Origin of the sequence: Mycobacterium sp. 4858 (assembly GCF_900240975.1) — a bacterium.
In the GTDB taxonomy this organism is placed as follows: Bacteria; Actinomycetota; Actinomycetes; order Mycobacteriales; family Mycobacteriaceae; genus Mycobacterium.
Genome location: NZ_LT968776.1, coordinates 128,725 through 148,781, shown reverse-complemented (window position 1 = coordinate 148,781; position 20,057 = coordinate 128,725). Strand labels below are relative to the sequence as shown.

The window sequence follows — 20,057 nt, the reverse complement described above, 5'->3', positions numbered from 1 at the left end:
CTCGCCGCGAGGCCGGATGGCGGCGACCCGCTTCGCCCGGCTTCGCCGCGCTCGCGATCGCCGCTGGGCCGGATGGCGGCGACCCGCTTCGCCCGGCTTCGCCGCGCTCGCGATCGCCGCTAGGCCGGCATCACCCGGCGGACGTCGGGGCCCCACAGCGGTTGCATGCCACCGGGCAGCGCCAGCTGCGTCGTGGTGATCACCTCGGCGAGCTCGCGCAGCCCCGTGTCCACCGAACCGAGCAGGCCGGCCAGCTCCGCGCGCAGCCCCTCGGCGCTGACGGCTTCCAGCTCGGCGGGATGCGAGCGACGCAGCAGGGTGCCGATCTCGTCCACCAGCCGCTCCGGGCGCGACGACCCCGACGCTCCTGGCAGGTCCTTGAGGTTGGCCCGCAGCCGCTCCACTTGATAGAGCAATGACCGCGGGTTCTGCGCGTCGAACAGCATCAGCTCGGCCACGGCGGCGACGCTGACCTTGCCCACCGTGCGGCGCCGGTAGATGACCGACGACTCGCACGCCACCAGCGTCGCCTCGATGATCGTCTGTTCGGCGGCGGTGCCACGCACCGCGGTCAGTGTGGACCGCAGCAGCGCGGTCAGCCAGAGGCCGCGTTCGATGCGCTTGCCGATGTCCATCATCGTCCAGCCCACGTCGCGCACCATCGACTCGCCGGCCACCCCGGCCAGGGTCAGCATCCCGGACAGCGTCTGTGTCTGAGCCGATGCGAGCAGCGCATCCGCCTCGGCGAGCGAATCCGGCGGCTCCCGCCGCTGGGCCAGCGCGCGCTCCACCCCGGCCAGCACCATCCAGGTGTCGTTGGACATCTGGTCGCGCACGGCGCGGGCGGCCAGCGCCAAACCTTCCACCGACTGCACCAGCGATCCGGGCCGGTCCGGGTCCACGGTCAGCGACCACAGCGTGGAGGGCGCGACGGCGATCATCTCGGCGCCGTCGCTGGCTCCGTCACTGGCGCCAACATCGTCGGGCCTGTCGTCCGCCCCCGTGCCCGTTCCGGTGATCCGGCCCAGGGCGGCCATCAGGACCGGCACGCATTCGCTTTCCTCGGTGTGCTGCTGATGCCGGTAGACGTGGAACCTGTCCCGGGCGACCAGCAGCAGCCGCGCCATGTTCTCCGCGCGCTCGCCGTAACGACCGATCCAGAAGAGGTCGGACAGCACACGGGGCGAGCTGACGCCCCAAGTGCCCGCGGCCGTCTTCGCCGGCGGTGCGGGCGACGGCAGGCTCACCGCCTCGGCCCGTGCGCGCTCGGTGGGGCGCACCCAAACATCCTTTGCCGCAACGGTTTGCAGCGTGTACGCGGCCGGACCGGGCGCCAGCACGTAGCCGACGCCACCGATCATCGGGGCGTATCCGCCGCGCTGGGCGACGTTGAACAACCGGATGCCGACGCCGGCCGACGACAACACCCCGGCGTGGTCGGTGGGCGCCGACGAGAACTGGGGTAGCTCCTGGCCGATCCACTGCCAGGGCATCTTCTCGATGCGGGCGGCCAACTGCGTCAGCTGATAAGACGAAAGGGTCGGACCGACAAGGGTTTCGCCGCCGACCGTGGACTTGATCAGCAGCGACGACAGATTGGCCAGCAGGTGCGACCGCTCGCCGGATATGCCGCCCCAGTAGACCGGCGCGGTCGGCAGCAGCGGGGCCTCGGACAGCAGGCGCTCGGACAGCTGCGGCAAAAACCGAAGTAGCCCAGGGTTTTCCAGGATGCCACTGCCCAGCGTGTTGACCACGGTCACCGTCCCGCGGTGGCACGCCTCCACCAGGCCGGCGACGCCGAGCCGGGAATCGGCCCGCAGGTCCAGGGGATCGGCGTAGTCCGCGTCGACGCGGCGCAGAACGACGTCGACCCGTTTCAAGGTGCCGAGCGAGCGCATCCACAGCTTGCCGTCGCGCACCACCAGGTCGGCGCTCTCCACCAACGGGAAACCCAGCAGCGTGGCCAGATACGCCTGGTCGAACGCGGTTTCGGAGAAGATGCCCGGGCTGAGAACCACCACCACCGGATCCTGCGCGTCGTCGGGCGCTGCGTCGATCAGCGCCAGCCGCAGCGCCTGGGCGAACGGCGTCGTCGGCCGCGGCACGATCCGTTCGTAGAGATCGGGGATCGAGTGCGCGACGACGCGCCGGTCGGCCAGCGCGTAGCCGGCGCCCGACGGCGCCTGCGTCCAGTCGGCGTTGACCCGGAAGCTGCCGTCCGGTAGCCGGCTTACGTCACAGGCGTGCAGGAAAAGTTGGTGATGCCCGGGCACCTCGATGCCGTTGGCGGCGCGCACGTAACCGGGATGGGCGAACAGTAACTCCGGCGGCAGGATGCCGTCGGTGAGCAGGCTGCGCGACCCGTACAGGTCGGCGAGCACCGCGTCGAGCAGCCGGGACCGCTGCGTCAGCCCGGCCTCGAGCACCTCCCACTCCGCGGCCGACAACACCAGCGGGAGCGTGTCCAGGATCCACGGCCGCGGTTCCAGCCCGTGCACGCCGGGATCGACGTCGGTGTAGGTGATGCCGTCGCTGTCGATCAGGCCGCGCACCACCGAGCGCAGCCGGTCGAGCCCAGACCGGCCGCGTTCGGCGATGGTGTCGGCCAGCTCCGCCCAGGCCGGCCGCACGTTCCCGTCCCGGTCCACGAACTCGTCGTAGCCGGCGGCCGGGCCGTGCCGGAGGTCGAACAGCGCCTCCTGGGCGCGCGCGGCCCGGTATCCGGCCAGCAGGCGGTCCGCGTCGTAGCGGTCGTTGTAGCCGTCTTCGTGGCGGCCACCAGCGGCCGCCGGGGCTGCGCCGGCGCCGAATGTTTTGTCGGCAAACACCATTACCGCTGCACGGTACGCACGCGGCGCAGGTCGAGGATGCCCGGCGCGCCGACGTCGGTGAAGATGCGGGCCTGCTTCTCCCGGATGTCCGACAGCTCGAGCTTGCCGGCGGTGAAGCCGGTCGCCTCGAAGCGGCGGGCGCGGCGCGCCTCGGCCTCGACGGCGTTGACGGGCGGCTCGTCGTAGGCCCGCCCGCCGGGATGCGCGACGTGATAGGTGCAGCCGCCGCGCGACGTGCCCGTGGTCAGGTCGACCAGCTCGAACTGCAGCGGCACGTCGGTGCTGATGGTGGGGTGCAGCGCGCTCGGCGGCTGCCAGGCCTTGAATCGCACCCCGCCCACGTGGATGTCGGGGTTGTCGGTGGCCAGCAGCGGCACCGGGTAGCCGTTGACGGTGACCACGTAGCGGTGGCGGTCGGCGCCGATGATGCGGACCTGGATACGCTCGACCGACGAGTCGACGTAGCGGGCGGTGCCGGTGGCGGTGGCCTCCTCGCCCAGGGTGTTCCACGGCTCGATCGCCCCGCGCAGCTCGATCTCCACGCCGTCGAACACCGCGGTGCCTATGCGTGGAAAGCGGAACTCCGTGAACGGGTCCAGCCAGCTGGTCTCGAACGCGATGCCGTGTGCACGCAGGTCGGCCGCCACGTCGGCGATGTCGTGAATCAGGAAGTGCGGCAACAGGTATCGACCGTGCAGGTTGGCGCCGTGCCGGATCAGCGGGGCACGCAGCGGCTCGTCCCAGAACCACGCCACCAGCGAGCGCACCAGCAGCGACTGCACCATCGCCATGCGCAGGTGCGGGGGCATCTCGAAGCCGCGCAGCTCCAGCAGGCCGAGGCGGCCGCGGGCGCTGTCGGGGCTGTAGAGCTTGTCGATGCAGAACTCGGCGCGATGGGTGTTGCCGGTGATGTCGGTCAGCAGGTGGCGAAGCGCGCGGTCGATCACCCAGGGTTTGGGGGCGCCGCCCGCGCACAGCCGCGCGATCTCGGCGAACGCGATCTCGAGTTCGTACAGCGCCTCGGCGCGGCCCTCGTCGACGCGCGGCGCCTGCGAGGTGGTGCCCACGAACCGGCCGGCGAACAGATACGACAGCGACGGGTGCCGCTGCCAATAGGTCAGCAGCGAGACCAGCAGGTCCGGCCGCCGCAGCAGCGGTGAATCCGCGGGGGTGACGCCGCCCAGCGTGATGTGGTTGCCCCCGCCGGTGCCGCCGTGGGTGCCGTCGACGTCGAAGGATTCGGTGGACAACCGGGCAAGCCGGGCTTGCTCATACAGCGTTTCGAGCTGCTGACTCTGCTCGGCGAAGCTGGCGGTGGGCGCGACGTTGACCTCGATGACGCCGGGATCCGGGGTGATCGTCGTCGAGCGGAGTCGGGGGTCCGGCGGCGGGTCGTAGCCTTCGATCACCACCGGGCAGTCGATCTTGGCGGCCGCGGCCTCGACGCGGGCGATGAGGTCGACGAAGTGTTCCAGCGCCTCGGTCGGCGGCATGAACAGGTAGAGCAGGTCCCCGTGACTTGAATGGCGGACCTCGGCGACCATCGCGGTGGGCGGCGCGGTCTCGGGGTCTTCCACGACCGCGGTGCCCGGTTCCGGCGACAGCGCGTCCCCGACGGTCTGGGGGTCGGTGTCGAACGACGGGCGCGGGGGCCGCCAGCTGATGGAATCCAGCGGCAGGCGCAGGCCCGCCGGAGAATCGCCGGGCAGCAACACGATTCGGCCGCGGCGCAGGCGCCAGTCGGCGCTGGCCCAGCCCAGGCCGTCGTCGCGGCGGTGCAGCGGCAGCACGAAAGCCGCTGGGGCGGTGACGGACTCGTCGAGGCGGGCCAGCAGGGCGGCGCGAGCGGCGGGGGAGTCTGCGCCGTCTTGGGGGTCGAGATCATCGGCCGCGTCCACCGGGTCGCCCTCGGGATGTCGCACCTTGGTCGCCAGCCGGTGCAGTGGGTCCTCGTAGGCGGCCCGCACTTGCGACGGCGGCAGCCCGAGGCCGTCGGCGATCGCGGCGAGCAGCCGCTGGCCCGCGTCGTCGTCGACGGGCTCCGAGCGGTCCCCCCACGGGTCGGCCAGCAGCGCGTCGTCGCTCCACAGCGGACGCCCGTCGGTGCGCCAGTACAACGCGATCTGCCAGCGCGGCAACGGTTCTCCCGGATACCAGCGGCCCTGCCCGCGCTGCACCAGCCCGTTCGGCGCCCACGCCGCCTTCAGGCGGGCGGCCAGGTCGGAGGCGCGTTGGCGCTTGTGCGGGCCGTCGGCGGCCGTGGTCCACTCCTCGCTGACCTGGTTGTCCACCGACACGAATGTCGGCTCGCCGCCGATGGTCAGCCGGACGTCGGCGGCCGCCAGCCGCTCGTCGACCCGCGCGCCGACCTCGCGGATCGTCTGCCACGCGGTGTCGGTGTAGGGCAGGGTGACGCGGGGGTCCTCGTGGACGCGGGTGACGGTGTTGGAGAACTCCAGCACCGATTCGCACGGTTCGGTGCCGCCGCTGATGGGCGCCGCGGACGCCGGCTGGGGGGTGGCCGCCAACGGGATGTGGCCCTCGCCGGCGAACAACCCCGACGTCGGGTCCAGCCCGATCCAGCCCGCGCCGGGAATGTAGACCTCGGCCCAGGCGTGCAGGTCGGTGAAGTCGGCGGCCGGGCCGGAGGGCCCGTCGAGCGCCTGCACGTCGGAAGCCAGCTGCACCAGATAGCCGGACACGAAGCGGGCGGCCAGGCCCAGCTGGCGCAGGATCGACACCAGCAGCCACGCCGAATCGCGGCACGAGCCGACCCCGGTGCGCAGCGTGTGATCCGGTGTCTGCACGCCGGGTTCCATCCGCACGCTGTAGGCCACGTCGGCGTTGACGGCGCGGTTGAGGGCGACCAGCAGGTCGATGGTGCGGGTGCCGTCGGGCACCGAGAACCGGCGCACCCAGGCCCGGCAGAGCTCGCCGGGACCCGATCCCTCACCGTCTTCGTCGACGGGCCGCAGGTATGGCTCCAGGTCGGCGGCCAGCTCCTTGGGATAGGTCAACCCGTCTGCCGGCCAAGTCTCGGCCCAGTCCTCGATGAAGAAGTCGAACGGGTTGATCACCTTGAGGTCGGCGATCAGCCCGACCGTGATGGTCAGTCGCCGCATGGGGTTCGGGAACACCAGGCGCGCAAGGAAATTGCCCACCGCGTCCTGCTGCCAGTTGATGAAGTGCTCTTCGGGCTCGACGCGCAGCGAGTAGGCGTCCAGCGGCGTGCGGCAATGGGGCGCCGGGCGCAGCCGCACGACGTGCGGATACACCCGCACCGGACGGTCAAAGGTGTAGCTGGTGCGGTGTTCCAGCGCGACTTTGATGCTCATATCAAGGTGATCTCATCACAGGCGGCACACGGCCGCAGCGCACCGCAGCCGTGGCTAACAGCGCCGTAACTTGGACGGCGGGCCAGCGCAGATGCCGGCGGTTACGCCGGCTGCGGCCGCGGAGCCGGCGGTTAGGCCGGCTGCGGCCCCGGCGGCGGCGGGGCCGGCTGGTAACCCGGCTGCGGCACGGGGACGACCTGGCCGCCGGACAGCTTGCGGTAGGCGTAGATGATCACCAGGGACGCGACTGGGGCCGCCACCAAGAGGCCGATGCCGAACAACAGAAAACCGACGAGGAAAGACGCGAACGCGACCAGCCACACCAGCAGCGCGTTGACGAAATTCGACCCGGCAAGCGAGAAGCTGGACGTGAAGCCCTTGATGGCCGACTCCGAGCGGTCGATCACGAACGGCACGGTGAACTGGGTGAAGATGCCCAACACCAGGCCCGGGACGAAGCACAACGCCGACGCGATCGAGGTGAGGACCTCGACGATCAGCACGGCCAGAAACACCATGCCGAGGTTGCGTGGCTTGAAGAACGAGCCGATGGTCACCGCGCGCCCGTCGGCGAGATCGAGGCAGCCGGACAGGAACGCCGACTGCGCGAATGCGCTCACCGCGTAGGCGACCAGGTAGCCGAGGATCATCAGCCCATACCCGGGGCCGGTCAGGCTGGTCGTGAAGGTGAAGTCGTAGTCGTCGGAGCTGGTGGCCGTGGTCATGTTCTGGCTCAGCGTGAGCAGCGCGACGGCCACCCCGATCAGCAGCCCGTAGACCAGCGCGGGAACGATCAACGCCACGGCGTTCTTGGTGAAGGTGTTCCACGCCCAGTTGAACGCCTCGCCCACGCTGAACGCGGGCTTGGGCGGGGCGCCGTAGCCGGATGGTGGGCCGTAGCCGTGTGGCACCGGGATTGGGGGGCGGGGGATAACCCGGAGGGTTCTGGTCGCTGCCGTGCGGGTCGGCCGGGGTGCCTGGATACTCGGGAGGCTGGCTCATGTCCGTCCTAGCTGTTGACTCAACCTGTGGGCACGCGCACTCGGGAACTTAGCAAAGATGTGCGCTGGCCGCCCGGATTAGATTCCGTGGTATGCCTGAAGCCGTGTCCGACGGTCTGTTTGACATGCCCAGTGACCTGCCCGGTGCGCCGCCGGCGGGCGACCACGGCATGGGCGTGTCGGCCGGAGCGCCGCTGGCGGTGCGCATGCGTCCGGCCTCGCTGGACGAAGTGGTCGGGCAGGAGCACCTGCTGGCGCCCGGATCGCCGCTGCGCCGCCTCGTCGAGGGATCCGGCGTGGCGTCGGCCATCCTCTACGGCCCGCCGGGCAGCGGCAAGACCACACTGGCCGCGCTGGTCTCCCAGGCGACCGGCCGCCGGTTCGAGGCGCTGTCGGCGCTGTCGGCCGGCGTCAAGGACGTCCGCGCGGTCATCGAGAACGCACGGAAGGCGCTGCTGCGCGGCGAGCAGACGGTGCTGTTCATCGACGAGGTGCACCGGTTCTCCAAGACCCAGCAGGACGCCCTGCTGTCCGCCGTGGAGAACCGGGTGGTGCTGCTGGTGGCCGCGACCACCGAGAACCCGTCGTTCTCAGTGGTGGCGCCCCTGCTGTCCCGGTCGCTGATCCTGCAGTTGCGCCCGCTGAGCGCCGACGACATCCGCACCGTCGTGCAGCGGGCGATCGACGACCCCCGCGGGCTCGGCGGTCGCGTCGCGGTGACACCCGACGCCGTCGACCTGCTGGTCCGATTGGCCGCCGGGGATGCCCGGCGGGCGCTGACGGCGCTGGAGGTGGCGGCCGAAGCCGCCGAGTCGGTGACCGTCGAGACCATCGAGCAGTCGCTGGACAAGGCCGCGGTGCGCTACGACCGCGACGGCGACCAGCACTACGACGTCATCAGCGCCTTCATCAAGTCGGTGCGCGGCTCGGACGTCGACGCGGCGCTGCACTACCTGGCCCGCATGCTGGTCGCGGGGGAGGACCCGCGGTTCCTCGCGCGCCGGCTGATGATCCTCGCCAGCGAGGACATCGGCATGGCAGATCCGAGCGCCCTGCAGATCGCGGTGGCCGCCGCCCAGACCGTGCAGCTGATCGGCATGCCCGAAGCGCAGCTGACGCTGGCGCACGCCACCATCCACCTGGCGACCGCGCCCAAGTCGAACTCCGTCACCACCGCGCTGGCGGCGGCGATGGACGACATCAAGGCGGGCAAGGCCGGACTGGTGCCGCCGCATCTGCGCGACGGGCACTATTCCGGCGCGGCGGCGCTGGGACACGCACAGGGCTACCAGTACTCGCACAACGATCCCGACGGCGTCGTCGCCCAGCAATATCCACCGGACGAGCTGGTGGGCGTCGACTACTACCGCCCGACCGGCCGCGGCGGTGAGCGGGAGATGGCCGGGCGGTTGGAACGGTTGCGGGCGATCATCCGCAGGAAGCGGGGGCGGGCGTGAAGCACTTCACCGACCAGGAGATGGGCGAGCTGCTGCCCACCGCCAGGGAATACAGCGTCGTCATCCTCAAGCGCGGGCCGCGGTTCGGGGACGAGTCGTCGCCCGCGATCATCTGGGAGCACGGGCGGCGCAACTTCGGGCTGCGCGACGACGGCGTGCTGGCGGTGGTGCTGCCCGTCGCCGACGAATCCGACGTCTGCGGCATCGGGGTGTTCGCGGCCACGGTCGACGAGACCACCGCGATCATGCAGGACGACCCGGGCGTGGCCGCGAATGTGTTCACCTACCAGGTGCACCCCTGCCGGGGCTTTCCCGGCGACGCGCTGCCCTAGCTACACCAACTCGGGCACCCGCAGGTGAGCGATCGCCAGCTCGAACTCGGCGACGTCGATCACCTCGGCGCCCAGCTCGCGGACGCGCCTGCTGCGCAACTCGGTCGCCCGGTCGCGGTTGCGCGCCATCGCGTCCATCGAGTCGAACGTCGAGCAGGACACCGCCCGCCGGCACGCCGGATGGTCGACCAGCAGACTGGCGCTGCAGAACCCGTCGAGCTCCTGCATCTCCGGCAGCACCGAGGACCGGTAGAAGTCCAGCGATCGGCTGAGCTGATCGGGCACCACCTTGAGCCAGGTGGCCCGCACGCAGGCCCCCTGTCGGGAGCGATGGTCGCGGTGCAGCAAAGCGATGTCCCACTCCTCGACCCGCGCGCTGCCGTCGAACATCAGCGCGGCCCGATCGCGGATCGGGGCTACCCGCTCGGCGCCGGCGCGCATCGCGTCGATGCTGTCCCACGAGCTGGTGGCGATGCAGGTTCCGGACTGCCGGTCGACCAACAGTGACAGTCCGACGCACCCGTCGATCTCCATGAGGGCCGGCATGACGACATCGCGGACGTGCGCGATCCCGATATCGACGGACAAGGGTTGTGCCTGGATGGTGGTGGAGCGTGCGTACACGGCCGACCTCCTCTGTAGGACTTGTGTCGAGTGGGCCCCGGTGTCACCACCGGGCCCTACCAGTTACCTTCCTCCTGCCCTTGGTGCGCCGCAATGCCCCTCAATACCCTGATGTGGCCGCGCTCACAAACGATCGGCTGGCCTTGAGCAGGCCCTGCGGGCGGGCCGTAGGCTGGTCGGAATGCATACCGATGTGCTGGACGTGGACACCGCACGGCGCCGCATCGTCGATCTGACCGAGGCGGTGCGTGGCTTCTGCTGGTCGCGGGGCGACGGCCTGTGCAATGTGTTCGTCCCGCACGCGACGGCCGGCGTCGCCATCATCGAGACCGGGGCCGGCTCCGACGACGACCTGCTCGACGCACTGGAACGGCTGCTGCCGCGTGACGACCGCTACCGGCACTCGCACGGCTCCCCGGGCCACGGTGCCGACCATGTGCTGCCGGCGCTCGTCGCGCCCTCGGTGACGGTGCCGGTCTCCGGCGGGGAGCCGATGCTGGGCACCTGGCAAAGCATCGTGCTGGTCGACCTGAACCGCGACAACCCGCAGCGGTCGGTACGGCTGAGCTTTCTGGAGGGTTAGCGGCCCGGTACACCCTCCACTCCAGCGAATAGGCTGGAACAGACGTCCACGCAGCGAGCAAACAGGAAAGAAGCGGACTCAACAGTGCAGACACACGAGATCAGGAAACGGTTTCTTGATCATTTCGTGAAGGCGGGCCACACCGAGGTGCCGAGCGCATCGGTGATCCTCGACGACCCCAACCTGCTGTTCGTCAACGCCGGCATGGTCCAGTTCGTGCCGTACTTCCTGGGCGCCCGCACCCCGCCGTACTCGACGGCCACCAGCATCCAGAAGTGCATCCGCACGCCCGACATCGACGAGGTCGGCATCACCACCCGGCACAACACCTTCTTCCAGATGGCGGGCAACTTCTCGTTCGGCGACTACTTCAAGCGCGGCGCCATCGAGCTGGCGTGGACCCTGCTGACCAACGGCGTGTCCGAGGGCGGCTACGGGCTGGACCCCGAAAGAATCTGGACGACGGTCTATTTCGACGACGACGAGGCCGTCCGGCTGTGGCAGGAGATCGCCGGCCTGCCGGCCGAGCGGATCCAGCGCCGCGGCATGGAGGACAACTACTGGTCCATGGGGATCCCCGGGCCGTGCGGCCCGTCCTCGGAGATCTACTACGACCGCGGGGAAGAGTTCGGGGTCGGCGGCGGCCCGGTGGCCAACGAAGACCGCTACATCGAGATCTGGAACCTCGTGTTCATGCAGAACGAACGCGGCGAGGGCACCGGCAAGACCGACTTCGAGATCCTGGGGCCGTTGCCCCGCAAGAACATTGACACCGGCATGGGCGTCGAGCGGGTGGCGTTCATCCTGCAGGGCGTGCACAACGTCTACGAGACCGACCTGCTGCGGCCGGTCATAGAAACTGTGGCCGCGGTGGCCGCCCGTCCCTACGACGTGGGCAATCATTCCGACGACGTGCGCTACCGGGTGATCGCCGACCACAGCCGCACCGCGGCGATCCTGATCGGCGACGGCGTCACCCCGGGCAACGACGGGCGCGGCTACGTGCTGCGCCGGCTGCTGCGCCGGGTGATCCGGTCGGCCAAGCTCCTCGACATCGAGGGACCCATCGTCGGCGAGCTGATGACCACCGTGCGCGACGCGATGGGCCCGTCGTACCCGGAACTGGTCGCCGACTTCAGCCGGATCAGGCGCATCGCCGTCGCCGAGGAGACCGCCTTCAACCGCACGCTGGCGGCGGGCTCCAAGCTGTTCGACGAGGTGGCCGGCGCCACCAAGGCCGCCGGGACCAAGGCGATCTCCGGCTCGGACGCCTTCACGCTGCACGACACCTACGGCTTCCCCATCGAGTTGACCCTGGAGATGGCCGCCGAGGCCGGCCTGCAGGTCGACGAGATCGGCTTCCGGGAACTGATGGCCGAGCAGCGGCGCCGGGCGAAGGCGGACGCCGCCGCCCGCAAGCACGCGCACGCCGACCTGAGCGCCTACCGGGAGCTGGTCGACGCCGGGCCCACCGAATTCACCGGCTTCGACGAATTGTCGTCGGAGGCAAAGATTCTCGGAATCTTCGTCGACGGTAAGCGGGTGCCGGTCGTCACCCACGGCGCGCAAACGGAAGGGGCGGGCGCGCGGCAGGTCGAGCTCGTGCTCGACCGCACCCCGCTCTACGCCGAGTCCGGCGGGCAGATCGCCGACGAGGGCACCATCAGCGGGACGGGGGCCGGCGAGAGCGCCCGCGCGGCGGTCACCGACGTGCAGAAGATCGCCAAAACCCTGTGGGTGCACCGGGTCAACGTCGAATCCGGCGAATTCGTCGAGGGCGACACCGTCGTCGCGGCGGTCGACCCGGAATGGCGCCGCGGGGCCACGCAGGGGCACTCGGGCACCCACATGGTGCACGCCGCGCTGCGACAAGTGCTGGGCCCCAACGCCGTCCAGGCCGGGTCGCTGAACCGCCCCGGCTACCTTCGATTCGACTTCAACTGGCAGGGCCCGCTGTCCGACGAGCAGCGCACCCAGGTCGAGGAGGTCACCAACGAGGCCGTGCAGGCCGACTTCGAGGTGCACACGTTCCTCGAGCGGCTGGACAAGGCCAAGGCCATGGGCGCGATGGCGATGTTCGGCGAGGCCTACCCGGACGAGGTCCGCGTGGTGGAGATCGGCGGGCCGTTCTCGCTGGAGCTCTGCGGTGGGACCCACGTGCACAACTCGGCCCAGATCGGGCCGGTCACCATCCTTGGCGAATCGTCGGTCGGCTCGGGGGTGCGCCGGGTGGAGGCTTACGTGGGGCTGGACTCGTTCCGCCACCTGGCGAAAGAACGCGCCCTGATGGCCGGGCTGGCGTCGTCGCTGAAGGTGCCGTCCGACGAGGTGCCCGCCCGGGTGGCCGGCCTGGTGGAGCGGCTCAAGGCCGCCGAGAAGGAGCTCGAACGCGCGCGGCTGGCCGGCGCGCGTGCCGCCGCGACCAACGCCGCGGCCGGTGCGGAGCGTATCGGTAACGTCCGTGTGGTGGCGCAACGGATGTCCGCGGGGATGACGGCGGGCGACCTGCGTTCCCTGGTGGGCGACATCCGCGGCAAGCTGGGCAGCGAGCCCGCGGTGGTGGCGCTGATCGCGGAGGGCGAGGGCGGCAGCGTGCCGTACGCGGTCGCCGCGAACCCCGCCGCCCAGGACCTCGGAATCCGCGCCAACGACCTGATCAAGCAGCTGGCTGCGACCGTCGACGGCCGCGGTGGCGGCAAGCCGGACCTGGCGCAGGGCGCCGGGAAGGATCCGACCCGCATCGACGCGGCCCTCGACGCGCTCCGCTCCGAGATAGCGCGGGTCGGCTGAGTGGTCCCCGCACAGCATCGCTTGCCCGACCGGCCCGGCGACCCCGACCAGGATCCCGGACGCGGCCGACGGATGGGCGTCGACGTCGGCAGCGTGCGCATCGGTGTCGCCTGCAGCGACCCCGACGGCATCCTGGCCACCCCGGTGGAAACCGTGCGGCGCGACCGGTCCGGCAAGCACGTGCGGCGACTGGCCGAGCTGGCCGCCGAGCTCGGGGCGGTCGAGGTGGTCGTCGGGTTGCCGCGGACGCTGGCCGACCGCACGGGGCCCTCGGCGCTCGACGCCATGGAGCTGGCCGACACCCTGGGCCAGCGGATCGCCCCCACGCCCGTCCGACTGGCCGACGAGCGGCTGACCACGGTGAGCGCGCAGCGTTCGCTGCGCGCGGCCGGCGTCCGGGCCAGAGAGCAGCGCGCGGTGATCGACCAGGCGGCCGCGGTGGCCATCCTGCAGAGCTGGCTCGACCAGCGCCGCGCCACCCTGGCCGCGGGGGAGCCCGCCGATGGTTGACAGCGCACGGCGCCAACGGGCCGAGCCCGAAGCGGTCGGTCCGTCCCGGAAAAAGAGTCGCGTCGCCCGGAACCAGGCCGAACGGGGACGCCGCCGCCGGCGGTTCGCCGGCAAGATCGTGCTCGCGGTCGTGGCCGTCGTCGTCCTGGTGGGAGTCTTCGTCGGCGCCAAGCTCTGGCACACGGTGTTCGGGGCCGGCGACGACTACACCGGAGACGGCAAGCGCGACATCGTGATTCAGATCAAGGACGGTGACTCGACCACGATGGTCGGGGAGACGCTGCAGCACGAGCAGGTGATCAAGACCGTCCGGGCCTTCGTCAACGCCGCGCACGGCAACAGCAAGATCTCCTCGATCCAGCCCGGCTATTACCGGATGCGGACCGAAATCCCGGCGGCCAACGCGGTCGCGCGGCTGGCCGACCCGAACAACAGGGTGGGCCGGCTGGTGATCCCCGAGGGCCGCCAGCTCGACGACACCACCGACATGAAGACCAACAAGGTGACCCCGGGCATCCTGACACTGATCTCCCGCGCCACGTGCGTGACCCTGGACGGCGACCAGCACTGCGTGGCGGTCGAGGAGCTGCGGGCGGCGGCGACCAACAGCACCCCCGCGGCGCTGGCGGTGCCGCCGTGGGCCGTCGAGCCGTTCACCGAGCTCGGCAAGGACCATCGCCGGATCGAGGGGCTGATCGCACCGGGAACCTTCAACGTCGACCCCTCCGCGTCGGCCGAGACCATCCTGTCCGGCCTGATCAGCGCCGGCGCGGTCGAGTACATGAAGTCCGGGCTGGTGGACACCGCGCAGACCATGGGCCTGTCGCCCTACGACATCCTGGTGGTGGCCTCGCTGGTGGAGCAGGAATCCAAATCCCAGGACTTCGCGAAGGTCGCCCAGGTCATCTACAACCGGCTGCACGCCCACCACACGCTGGAATTCGACTCGACGGTCAACTACCCGCTGGACCGCCGCGAGGTGGCCACCACCGACGCCGACCGCGCCCAGAAGACACCGTGGAACACCTACGTGTCGCAGGGGCTGCCCGCGACGGCGATCTGTTCGCCCGGTGTCGACGCCCTGCACGCCGCCGAGCACCCCGAGCCCGGTGACTGGTTGTACTTCGTCACCATCGACGCCCAGGGGACGACGCTGTTCACCAAGGATTATCAGCAGCACCTGGCCAATATCGAGCTGGCTAAGCGCAACGGTGTCCTCGACTCGGCCCGTTAGCGCGCCCGGTCCGGGCGCTGGACCCCGCAAGGCGGCGGTGCTCGGCAAGCCGATCGCCCACTCGAAGTCCCCGCAATTGCACCTGGCCGCCTACCGGGCGCTGGGCCTGCACGACTGGACCTACGAGCGCATCGAGTGCGACGCCGAGCAGCTGCCCGCGGTGGTAGGCGGGTTCGGCCCCGAGTGGGTCGGGGTGTCGGTGACCATGCCGGGCAAGTTCGCCGCGTTGCGGTTCGCCGACGAGCGCACCGAACGAGCCGAGCGGGTGGGTTCGGCCAACACCCTGGTCCGCACGCCGGCGGGCTGGCTGGCCGACAACACCGACATCGACGGCGTGAGCGGGGCGCTCGGGTCACAAGGGCTGGCCTCACAAGGGGAGGTGGCCGGCCCTGCGCTGGTGTGCGGATCGGGCGGCACCGCGCCCGCGGCCGTCCTGGGGCTGGCCCAACTGGGTGTCGCCGCCATCACCGTCGTCGCGCGCAACCCCGACAAGGCCGCCCGGCTGGTGGACCTCGGCACGGGCGCCGGGGTCGCGACGCGGTTCGTGAACATCGACGACGCCGGCCTATCCGCGGCGGTGGCCGGCGCGGAGGTGCTGGTCAGCACCATCCCCGCGGACGTCGCGGCGCGGTACGCGGACACCTTCGCGCCGATCCCGGTGCTGCTCGACGCCGTCTACGACCCGTGGCCGACGCCGCTGGCCGCCGCGGTGGCCGCCGCCGGCGGCCGCGTCATCAGCGGGCTGCAGATGCTGCTGCACCAGGCGTTCACCCAGGTCGAGTTGTTCACAGGGCTCCCGGCGCCGCGCGAGGCCATGGCCGCGTCCCTCGGCTAGCGTCCCGCGACATGCGGATGACGGCGGCGCTCGCGGTTCTGGCCTGGCTTGCGGTGTTGAGCGGTTACGACGTCCGCGAGCGCCGGTTACCGAATCTGCTGACGCTGCCCGGGGCCGGGGTGATCCTGCTGGTGGCCGCCGTGGCCGGGCACGGCGGGCCGGCGTTGGCCGGGGCGGCCGCGCTGACCGCGGTCTATCTGCCGGTGCACCTGGTGGCGCCGGCGGGGATGGGGGCCGGGGACGTCAAGCTGGCGATCGGCCTGGGCGCGCTGGCCGGCTGCTTCGGCGCCGCGGTGTGGTTCCTGGCGGCGCTGGCCGCGCCGCTGCTGACCGTGGCGTGGGCCGTGGCGGGCCGGCTCGCCGGCCGGGCGTGCGCCGCGGCGGTGCCGCACGGCCCGTCGATGTGCGTGGCCACCGCCGTCGCGATCGGGCTGATCCTCGTCTGAGCCCCGGCGACGCGCGGATTTAAGCCCGCCCGGGCGCACATGGGAAGATGGTCGGGTGTTGCGCTGGATCACCGCCGGGGAGTCACATGGCCGTGCATTGGTGGCATTGCTGGAAGGCATGGTCGCCGGCGTGCAGGTCAACTCGACCGAGATCGCCGACCAACTGGCCCGCCGCCGGCTCGGTTACGGCCGCGGCGCGCGGATGAAGTTCGAACGCGACGCGGTCACCGTCCTGTCCGGGGTGCGCCACGGCATCACGCTGGGCGGCCCCATCGCCATCGAGATCGGCAACACCGAGTGGCCCAAGTGGGAGACCGTGATGGCGCCCGACCCGGTCGGCCCGGAGCGAGCCGCCGACCTGCAGAACTCGGCCCGCAACGAACCGCTCACCCGGCCGCGGCCCGGCCACGCCGATTACGCGGGCATGCTCAAGTACGGCTTCGACGACGCCCGCCCGGTGCTGGAGCGGGCCAGCGCCCGCGAGACCGCCGCCCGCGTCGCGGCCGGCACGGTCGCCCGCTCGTTCCTGCGCCAGGCGCTCGGCGTCGACGTGCTTTCCCACGTCATCGCGATCGGCCCCTCGGCGCCCTACGACGGCCCGCCCCCGCGCCCGGAAGACCTGCCCGCGATCGACGACAGCCCGGTGCGCGCCTTCGACAAGGCCGCCGAGGAGGCGATGATCGCCGAGATCGAGGCGGCCAAGAAGGACGGCGACACCCTCGGCGGCGTGGTCGAGGTGGTGGCCGTCGGCCTGCCGGTCGGGCTGGGCTCGTTCACCAGCGGCGACAACCGGCTGGACAGCCAGCTCGCGGCCGCGGTCATGGGCGTCCAGGCCATCAAGGGCGTGGAGATCGGCGACGGCTTCGAGACGGCGCGCCGCCGCGGCAGCCGGGCCCACGACGAGATGTATCCCGGGCCCGACGGTGTGGTCCGCTCGACCAACCGCGCCGGCGGCCTCGAGGGCGGCATGACCAACGGCCAGCCGCTGCGGGTGCGCGCCGCGATGAAGCCCATCTCCACCGTGCCGCGGGCGCTGGCGACCGTCGACATGGCGACCGGCGGCGAGGCCGTCGCCATCCACCAGCGGTCCGACGTCTGCGCGGTGCCGGCGGCCGGCGTCGTGGTCGAGGCGATGGTGGCGTTGGTGCTGGCGCGGGCGGCGCGGGAGAAGTTCGGCGGCGACTCGCTCACCGAGACCCGCCGCAACATCGAGGCGTATCAGCGCGCGGTGGCCGACCGGGAGTCGCCGGCCGCGCGGGGTACCGCGTGATGGCCCCCAGGGCCGTACTCGTCGGGCTGCCGGGCTCGGGCAAGTCCACCATCGGCCGGCGGCTGGCCAAGGCGCTCGGCGTCGAGTTCCTCGACACCGACGCCGAGATCGAGCAGCGGGCCGGCCGCAGCATCGCCGACATCTTCGCCACCGACGGCGAGCGGGAGTTCCGCCGCATCGAGGAGGACGCGGTGCGTGCCGCGCTGGCCGACCACGACGGCGTGGTGTCGCTCGGCGGCGGGGCCGTCACCAGCCCCGGGGTCTGCGACGCGCTCGCCGGCCACACCGTGATCTACCTGGAGATCAGCGCCAACGAGGGCGTGCGGCGCACCGGCGGCGGCGCCGTGCGCCCGCTGCTGGCCGGGCCCGACCGCGCCGAGAAGTACAAAACCCTGATGGCGCAACGCGTCCCGCTGTACCGGCGAGTCTCGACCATCCGCGTCGACACCAACCGCCGCAACCCGGGGGCGGTGGTGCGCTACATCGTGTCCAGGCTGCAGACACCGGAGAACGCCCACGCGGAGGCCGCGCCGTGACCGCGCCGGTCACGGTGCAGGTGGCCGTCGACCCGCCCTACCCGGTGGTCATCGGCACCGACTTGGGCGACCAGCTGGTCGAACTCCTCTGTGACCGGCACCGGGTGGCCGTCGTGCACCAGCCGGTGCTGGCACACACCGCCGAAGCGATCCGAAGCCGCCTGGCCGACAAGGGCGTCGACGCGCACCGCATCGAGATCCCCGACGCCGAGTCCGGCAAGGACCTGCCGGTGGTCGGCTTCCTCTGGGAGGTGTTGGGCCGCATCGGGATCGACCGCAAAGACGCCGTGGTCAGCCTCGGCGGCGGCGCCGCCACCGACGTCGCCGGCTTCGCGGCGGCCACCTGGCTGCGTGGCGTCGACATCGTCCACGTCCCCACCACGTTGCTCGGCATGGTCGACGCGGCCGTTGGCGGCAAGACGGGCATCAACACCGACGCGGGCAAGAACCTGGTGGGCGCGTTCCACCAGCCGCTCGCGGTGTTCGTCGACTTGGCGACCCTGGAAACGTTGCCGCACAACGAACTCGTCGCCGGGATGGCCGAGGTGGTCAAGGCGGGTTTCATCGCCGACCCGGTGATCCTCGATCTCATCGAGGCCGACCCGCGGGCCGCCGTGGACCCCGCGGGCGACGTGCTGCCGGAGCTGATCCGGCGCTCGATCGCCGTCAAGGCGCGGGTCGTCGCCGCCGACGAGAAGGAGTCGGAGCTGCGCGAAATCCTGAACTACGGCCACACGTTGGCGCACGCGATCGAGCGCAGGGAGCGCTACGAGTGGCGCCACGGCGCCGCGGTGTCGGTGGGCCTGGTGTTCGCCGCGGAGCTGGCGCGGCTGGCCGGCCGGCTCGACGACGCGACCGCGCAGCGCCACCGCACGGTCCTGTCGGCGCTCGGGCTGCCGGTCGGTTACGACGCCGACGCGCTGCCGCAGCTGCTGGAATACATGGCTCAGGACAAGAAGTCCCGCGCCGGTGTGCTGAGGTTCGTGATCCTCGACGGCCTGGCCAAGCCGGGGCGGCTGGCCGGGCCGGACCCGGCGCTGCTGGCGGCGGCGTACGACGGGATAGCTTCGTGAGGGCCAACGTCGGCGTGCAAGTCATCAATGGCCCGAACCTGGGCCGGCTGGGTCGCCGCGAGCCCGACGTGTACGGGGACACCACGCACGAGGAACTGGCCGCGCTGATCGAGCGGGAGGCCGCCGCGCTCGGCCTGGAAGCCGTTGTGCGGCAAAGCGACAGCGAAGCCCAGCTGCTGGACTGGATTCATGCCGCGGCCGACGCGGGCGAACCCGTGATCCTCAACGCCGGTGGCCTCACCCACACCTCCGTCGCGCTGCGCGACGCCTGCGCCGAGCTGCGCGCGCCGCTGATCGAGGTGCATATCTCCAATGTGCATGCCCGCGAGGAGTTTCGGCGCCACTCGTACCTCAGCCCGGTCGCGACCGGGGTCATCGTCGGGCTGGGGATCCAGGGCTACCTGCTTGCCCTGCGCTACCTGGCGGACACCGCCAAGCGCTAAAGCCTTGCCCTAACCCTTGTCCGGGTCCGGCTTGGCGGGCTCGTCGCCGACCTTGCGGATCACCTCGGTCTTGGGATCGTCCTCGGTCTTGGCGATCGTCTCGGTGGGGGCGTCACGCTCGACAGCTTCCGTGGGGGCATCCCGCTCGGCCGTCGCGACCGCCGCGGTCCGCTCCTCGTGCTGCGCTGCGGCCGCCGGGATCTCCCCGGTCGGCGCGTCGTCGCCGCGGACCGCCGAGAACACGTCGGTGTCGCCGTCTCGCCCCTGCTTGGCGCCAAGGCCGTGGCGCTTCTCCGGCTCCTTCTCGTACTGCCGGTCCACCCGCCAGCGGCCGACGGTGACGCCGATGATCCCGGGCAGGAACACGCACAGCGCGGTGAACGCCGCGAACGTGGTCACCTCGTTGATCAGGCCGCCGGTGTAGAGACCCTTGTACACGAGCGCGATGAGCCAAGAGACGGCGCCGGACAGCACGCCGGCCACCAGGCCGGCCAGCAGCCAGGTCATCGCCAGATCGCGGCGCCGGTCCGGGTCCGGGTTGGCGACGGCGTCGGCCCGGCCGTCGAAAACCCCCCACACGGCCACGCCGATTATGAACAGAAGCAGCAGCACCACGCTAAAGAGCCCGGCCTGCGTCTGCCACGCGTTGATCAACGCCCCCTGGAACAAGCGAACGACGACCATCGCCGCGGCGTACACCAATCCGCGCAGCATCCAGTTAGTCATGGGCAATCAGCGTAGCGAGTACCGTCAAGGG

The 20,057-nt window shown here is 71.3% G+C and carries 16 protein-coding genes and 1 pseudogene; 12 read left to right on the top strand and 5 right to left on the bottom strand.

Annotation, left to right across the window (positions count from 1 at the left end; translation table 11 throughout):
* Nucleotides 1–119: 119 nt before the first annotated feature.
* From C1737_RS08850 to C1737_RS08835, 3 genes and pseudogenes are all read right to left on the bottom strand, one after another.
* Nucleotides 120–2,831 (bottom strand): circularly permuted type 2 ATP-grasp protein, encoded by a 2,712-nt coding sequence (locus tag C1737_RS08850; RefSeq protein ID WP_233214723.1) that lies wholly within the window; start codon nt 2,829–2,831, stop codon nt 120–122.
* Nucleotides 2,831–6,166: a DUF2126 domain-containing protein gene (locus C1737_RS08845; protein ID WP_102417903.1), complete on the bottom strand. Its 3,336-nt coding sequence runs from the start codon at nt 6,164–6,166 to the stop codon at nt 2,831–2,833. Before C1737_RS08845 ends, C1737_RS08850 begins: the two co-directional genes overlap by 1 nt.
* Nucleotides 6,167–6,297: 131 nt before the next feature.
* A pseudogene (locus tag C1737_RS08835) lies at nt 6,298–7,168 on the bottom strand (hypothetical protein).
* A gap of 91 nt (nt 7,169–7,259) precedes the next feature.
* On the opposite strand from C1737_RS08835, the gene C1737_RS08830 reads away from it, so the two are divergent.
* Entirely contained in the window at nt 7,260–8,624 is a 1,365-nt protein-coding gene (locus tag C1737_RS08830; RefSeq protein ID WP_102417902.1) for a replication-associated recombination protein A, read from the top strand.
* Nucleotides 8,621–8,956, top strand: coding sequence for a hypothetical protein (locus C1737_RS08825; protein WP_067920401.1), 336 nt, complete (start codon nt 8,621–8,623; stop codon nt 8,954–8,956). Before C1737_RS08830 ends, C1737_RS08825 begins: the two co-directional genes overlap by 4 nt.
* Here C1737_RS08825 and C1737_RS08820 read toward each other — a convergent pair whose 3' ends face one another.
* Nucleotides 8,957–9,580: a hypothetical protein gene (locus tag C1737_RS08820; RefSeq protein WP_067920403.1), complete on the bottom strand. Its 624-nt coding sequence runs from the start codon at nt 9,578–9,580 to the stop codon at nt 8,957–8,959.
* 193 nt (nt 9,581–9,773) lie between these two features.
* Here C1737_RS08820 and C1737_RS08815 point away from each other — a divergent pair, with 193 nt between their 5' ends.
* The 10 genes from C1737_RS08815 (at nt 9,774) to aroQ (ending at nt 19,300) form a co-directional block, all read left to right on the top strand.
* Entirely contained in the window at nt 9,774–10,163 is a 390-nt protein-coding gene (locus tag C1737_RS08815) for a secondary thiamine-phosphate synthase enzyme YjbQ (RefSeq protein WP_197509136.1), read from the top strand.
* A gap of 84 nt (nt 10,164–10,247) precedes the next feature.
* Nucleotides 10,248–12,953, top strand: coding sequence for an alanine--tRNA ligase (alaS, locus tag C1737_RS08810; protein WP_102417901.1), 2,706 nt, complete (start codon nt 10,248–10,250; stop codon nt 12,951–12,953).
* Nucleotides 12,954–13,463 (top strand): Holliday junction resolvase RuvX, encoded by a 510-nt coding sequence (gene ruvX / locus C1737_RS08805; protein WP_067923719.1) that lies wholly within the window; start codon nt 12,954–12,956, stop codon nt 13,461–13,463.
* Nucleotides 13,456–14,697, top strand: a complete 1,242-nt coding sequence (gene mltG, locus C1737_RS08800; protein WP_067923716.1) for an endolytic transglycosylase MltG — start codon at nt 13,456–13,458, stop codon at nt 14,695–14,697. The genes ruvX and mltG overlap by 8 nt, the downstream gene beginning before the upstream one ends.
* The gene (locus C1737_RS08795) at nt 14,675–15,532 is read left to right on the top strand and encodes a shikimate dehydrogenase (RefSeq protein WP_102417900.1); all 858 of its coding nucleotides are present in this window, start codon (nt 14,675–14,677) and stop codon (nt 15,530–15,532) included. Before mltG ends, C1737_RS08795 begins: the two co-directional genes overlap by 23 nt.
* 11 nt (nt 15,533–15,543) lie before the next feature.
* A complete protein-coding gene (locus C1737_RS08790; protein ID WP_102417899.1) occupies nt 15,544–15,978 on the top strand; it encodes an A24 family peptidase in 435 nt (144 codons plus the stop codon).
* 55 nt (nt 15,979–16,033) lie between these two features.
* Complete coding sequence (aroC, locus tag C1737_RS08785; protein WP_102417898.1) at nt 16,034–17,248, top strand: chorismate synthase; 1,215 nt, start codon at nt 16,034–16,036, stop codon at nt 17,246–17,248.
* Nucleotides 17,248–17,784, top strand: a complete 537-nt coding sequence (locus tag C1737_RS08780) for a shikimate kinase (RefSeq protein WP_102417897.1) — start codon at nt 17,248–17,250, stop codon at nt 17,782–17,784. Before aroC ends, C1737_RS08780 begins: the two co-directional genes overlap by 1 nt.
* The gene (gene aroB, locus C1737_RS08775) at nt 17,781–18,857 is read left to right on the top strand and encodes a 3-dehydroquinate synthase (RefSeq protein WP_102417896.1); all 1,077 of its coding nucleotides are present in this window, start codon (nt 17,781–17,783) and stop codon (nt 18,855–18,857) included. The genes C1737_RS08780 and aroB overlap by 4 nt, the downstream gene beginning before the upstream one ends.
* Before the next feature lie 14 nt (nt 18,858–18,871).
* Nucleotides 18,872–19,300: a type II 3-dehydroquinate dehydratase gene (gene aroQ / locus C1737_RS08770; protein ID WP_102419861.1), complete on the top strand. Its 429-nt coding sequence runs from the start codon at nt 18,872–18,874 to the stop codon at nt 19,298–19,300.
* Nucleotides 19,301–19,309: 9 nt separating this feature from the next.
* Here aroQ and C1737_RS08765 read toward each other — a convergent pair whose 3' ends face one another.
* Nucleotides 19,310–20,026, bottom strand: a complete 717-nt coding sequence (locus C1737_RS08765) for a B-4DMT family transporter (RefSeq protein WP_102417895.1) — start codon at nt 20,024–20,026, stop codon at nt 19,310–19,312.
* Between the last annotated feature and the right edge of the window lie 31 nt (nt 20,027–20,057).